General features: G+C 70.7%; 4 protein-coding genes and 1 pseudogene. All 5 read right to left on the bottom strand.

Annotated elements, in window-relative coordinates; genetic code table 11:
* Positions 1-156, bottom strand: a pseudogene (locus D588_RS27145) (DUF455 domain-containing protein); the annotation flags it as partial.
* Positions 108-692, bottom strand: coding sequence for a hypothetical protein (locus tag D588_RS0105295; protein WP_232764228.1), 585 nt, complete (start codon positions 690-692; stop codon positions 108-110). The pseudogene D588_RS27145 and the gene D588_RS0105295, both read right to left, overlap by 49 nt.
* Complete coding sequence (gene purF / locus D588_RS0105290) at positions 685-2,151, bottom strand: amidophosphoribosyltransferase (RefSeq protein WP_017913998.1); 1,467 nt, start codon at positions 2,149-2,151, stop codon at positions 685-687. The genes D588_RS0105295 and purF overlap by 8 nt, the downstream gene beginning before the upstream one ends.
* A 28-nt stretch (positions 2,152-2,179) precedes the next feature.
* Positions 2,180-2,941 carry a CvpA family protein gene (locus D588_RS0105285; RefSeq protein ID WP_017915234.1) on the bottom strand — a complete coding sequence of 254 codons (762 nt, stop codon included), beginning with the start codon at positions 2,939-2,941 and terminating at the stop codon, positions 2,180-2,182.
* A gap of 95 nt (positions 2,942-3,036) precedes the next feature.
* On the bottom strand, positions 3,037-3,369 hold a 333-nt coding region (locus D588_RS0105280; protein WP_017915233.1), incomplete at its 5' end, for an SPOR domain-containing protein.

Genomic DNA, 3,369 nt, shown 5'->3' with positions numbered 1-3,369 from the left:
GAGCGCGCCGTCGCGCCAGGCCGCGGCATGGCGCTGGGTCAGCGCCACCTTCTCGTCGGGGTCGGCGGCGTCCAGGCAGGCGCGCGCGGCCTGGTACAGGTCGCCGTTCACGGCGCCGCCTGCGGATGCGCTGCCGCCTGGCGCCGTTCCAGCCAGGTGCGCTGGGCCTGCTCGCAGCGGTTGCCGGGCACCTTGAACACGCAGTCCACGCGATGCGCGCAGGCCAGGGCGAAGGCGCTGCGGCGGTCGGCCGCTGGCGGTTCGGGGATGCTCGCCAGCGGTGCGCCCGACGGCCAGCCGGCGTCGACGCCGATGCCGGCGGCAAGCAGGCGCGACGTGCCGTCGCGGCAATCGACGGCATACCCCCACTGCGGCGCATCGGCGCGCACGTCGTCGGAGGAGCGCTGCGCGCGCAGGCGCAGCAGCAGCAGGTCCTCGCCGATGCGCTGCGCGCCGGCGATCGCCAGCGGTGCGCGGTAGCCCGGCTGCAGCACCGCCAACTGGTCCGGGGCCATGTACAGCTGCAGCATGGTCAACTGCGCACTCGGCACGCTGCCGTCGCGCAGGCGCGGGTCGTCCAGCGCCTGCACCGGCCGCGTGGCGTCGTCAGCAGTGCAGCCGCCGCACAGCGCCGCCAGACCCGCCAGCGCGAGCATGCGCCGCGCCCGGGCGCGGCGGCGGGACTCAGGCACGGCGCTTGCGCTTGGCCTCGTCCGAGCGCAGCTGCATGATCCGCTCGAAATAGCCCGGTTCGATGCCGGTGGTGTACTGGCCGTTGAAGCACGAGGAGTCGAACGCCTTCAGTTCCGGGTTGCCCTCGCGCACCGCGGTCTCCAGGTCTTCCAGGTCCTGGTAGATCAGCCAGTCGCAGCCGAGGAATTCCTGGATCTCCTGCTCGCTGCGGCCATGCGCGACCAGTTCGTCGGCGGCCGGCATGTCGATGCCGTAGATGTTGGGATAGCGCACCGGCGGCGCCGCGCTGGCCAGGTACACCTTGCGCGCGCCGGCGTCGCGCGCCATCTGCACGATCTGCCGACTGGTGGTGCCGCGCACGATCGAGTCGTCGACCAGCAGCACCACGCGGTTGCGGAATTCCAGGTGGATCGGATTGAGCTTGCGGCGCACCGACTTCACCCGCTCGCCCTGCCCCGGCATGATGAAGGTGCGGCCGATGTAGCGGTTCTTGACGAAGCCCTCGCGGTACTTCACCCCGAGCACGTTGGAGATCTCCAGCGCGGCGTCGCGCGAGGTGTCCGGGATCGGAATGATGGTGTCGATGTCGTGATCCGGGCGCAGGCGCAGGATCTTCTCGCCCAGCTTCATGCCCATGCGCATGCGCGCCTTGTGCACCGAGACGTTGTCGATCATCGAGTCCGGCCGCGCGAAGTACACGTACTCGAAGATGCACGGGGTGTGGTCGGTGGGCGAGGCGCAGACCTCGGAGAACAGCTCGCCGCGGCCGGTGATCACCAGCGCTTCGCCGGGGCGCACGTCGCGCACGCGGGTGAAGCCGAGAATGTCCAGCGCCGAGGACTCGGAGGCGACGATGTACTCGTCGCCCTCCACGCTCTCGCGCTTGCCCAGCACCAGCGGACGGATGCCGTGCGGGTCGCGGAACGCGACCAGGCCCAGGCCCAGCACCACGCTGACCACCGCGTAGCCGCCCTTGCAGCGGCGGTGCACGCCGGCCACGGCGCGGATCGCCGCCTCCGGGGTCAGCATGCGCTGCGCGTCGAGCTCGTAGGCGAACACGTTCAGCAGCACTTCGCTGTCCGAATCGGTGTTGATGTTGCGGCGGTCGGCCTCGAACACCTGCTGGCGCAGGGCTTCGGTATTGACCAGGTTGCCGTTGTGGGCCAGCGCGATGCCGTACGGCGAATTCACGTAGAACGGCTGCGCCTCGTCCATGCCTTCCGAGCCGGCGGTCGGATAGCGGCAATGGGCGATGCCGACGCGGCCTTCCAGCACCGCCATGCGCTTCTCGTCGAAGACGTCGCGGACCAGCCCGTTGGCCTTCTGCACGCGCAGGCGGGTGCCGTCGGCGGTGGCGATGCCCGCCGCGTCCTGGCCGCGGTGCTGCAGCACGGCCAGGCCGTCATAGAGTTGCCCGGCCACGTTCTGGTTGCCGACGATTCCGACGATGCCACACATGTCAACGCTCTCCGCGGCGGGGATGCCGCTATTGGGAAGGTGGCCGTGCCTGGCCGTTGGGTTCGACCCGTGCCGGGTCGAATTGCGCCGGACGCGCCTGCGCCGGATCGATGTTCGCGGGCATCAGTTGCGACGGATCGCCCCCGGGCTGCGCGGACCGCACCCCGGGACGTCCCAGGGCCTTGGACATCATCTCCTGCAGCCCACTGGCCTGCAGGGCGTTGCCCAGCGCGGCATTATCGCCTGCCGCGGGCAAGTTGCCCAAATTCATCTGCGACACGTTCAGTTGCGGCATCTGCGACAGGTTCATCTGCGGCATCTGCGGCATGTGCCAGTCCGGTATCTGCGCGCGCATCCAGCCCACGCCCGGGTTGAGCACCGGCAGCACCATGGAATGCTGCCAGTCCGGCTCGCGGGTCAGCGGGGTGAAGCTCATCAGGAACGCCAGCACCGCGGCGAAGAAGCCGCCGCGCGCCGCACCCAGGCCGAAGCCGAGCGCGCGGTCGGTGCCCGACAGCGCGGTCGAGCGCACCGCGGTGCGGATCACCATGCCGGTGATGCCGACCACCGCCATCACCGTCACGAAGGTCAGCGCGTAGCCGCCCAGGTAGTAGCTCATGCTCGGCCGGGACCCGTTGGCCAGCCACTGCCCGGCATTGCCGCCGAACTGGAACGTGGCCCAGCCGGCCAGGAACCAGGACAGCGTGCCGACCACGATGCCGACGAACCCGCGCAGGGCCCCGAGCAGGGCCGAAACCAGGATCACTGTCAACAGCACCATGTCGATCATGCGCGCCTCCCGCGGCCGAGCCGCTGCATCGCGCCGATCGCGCGTCGCGCCTGCCTTCCCTGGACCATCGTGCTACTCCATGGGCCGCGGCCCGATCAAGGATGTGGACGTACCATACCGCTGATACCGACCTTGGCTGCCACCTGGGCGCGCAACTGCTCGGCATCGGCGCGGTTGGCGACCGGGCCGACCCTCACCCGGTTCAGCGCGCCCTTGTCGGTGCGCACCTGCTCGACGAAGGCGCTGAAGCCGGCCGCGCGCACCTTGTCGCGCAGGGCATTGGCGTCCTCGGCCTTGCCGAACGCGCCCAGCTGCACGGCGAAGCCGGTGCCGGAAGCGGCAGGCGCGGCGGGCACGCTCGGCGCCGGCTTGGCGGCCGCCGTGGTGGCCGGGGTGGCCACGGGCTTGGCGGGTTCGGGCTTGGGCAC

This window comes from Xanthomonas sp. SHU 308 (genome assembly GCF_000364645.1).
Lineage (GTDB): Bacteria > Pseudomonadota > Gammaproteobacteria > Xanthomonadales > Xanthomonadaceae > Xanthomonas_A > Xanthomonas_A sontii.
This window is presented reverse-complemented; position numbering and strand designations above follow the sequence as displayed.

Coding starts and splice junctions, on each gene's coding strand:
- purF (WP_017913998.1), bottom strand. CDS start 2,151: ATGTGTGGCATCGTCGGAATCGTCGGCAACCAGAACGTGGCCGGGCAA.
- D588_RS0105285 (WP_017915234.1), bottom strand. CDS start 2,941: ATGATCGACATGGTGCTGTTGACAGTGATCCTGGTTTCGGCCCTGCTC.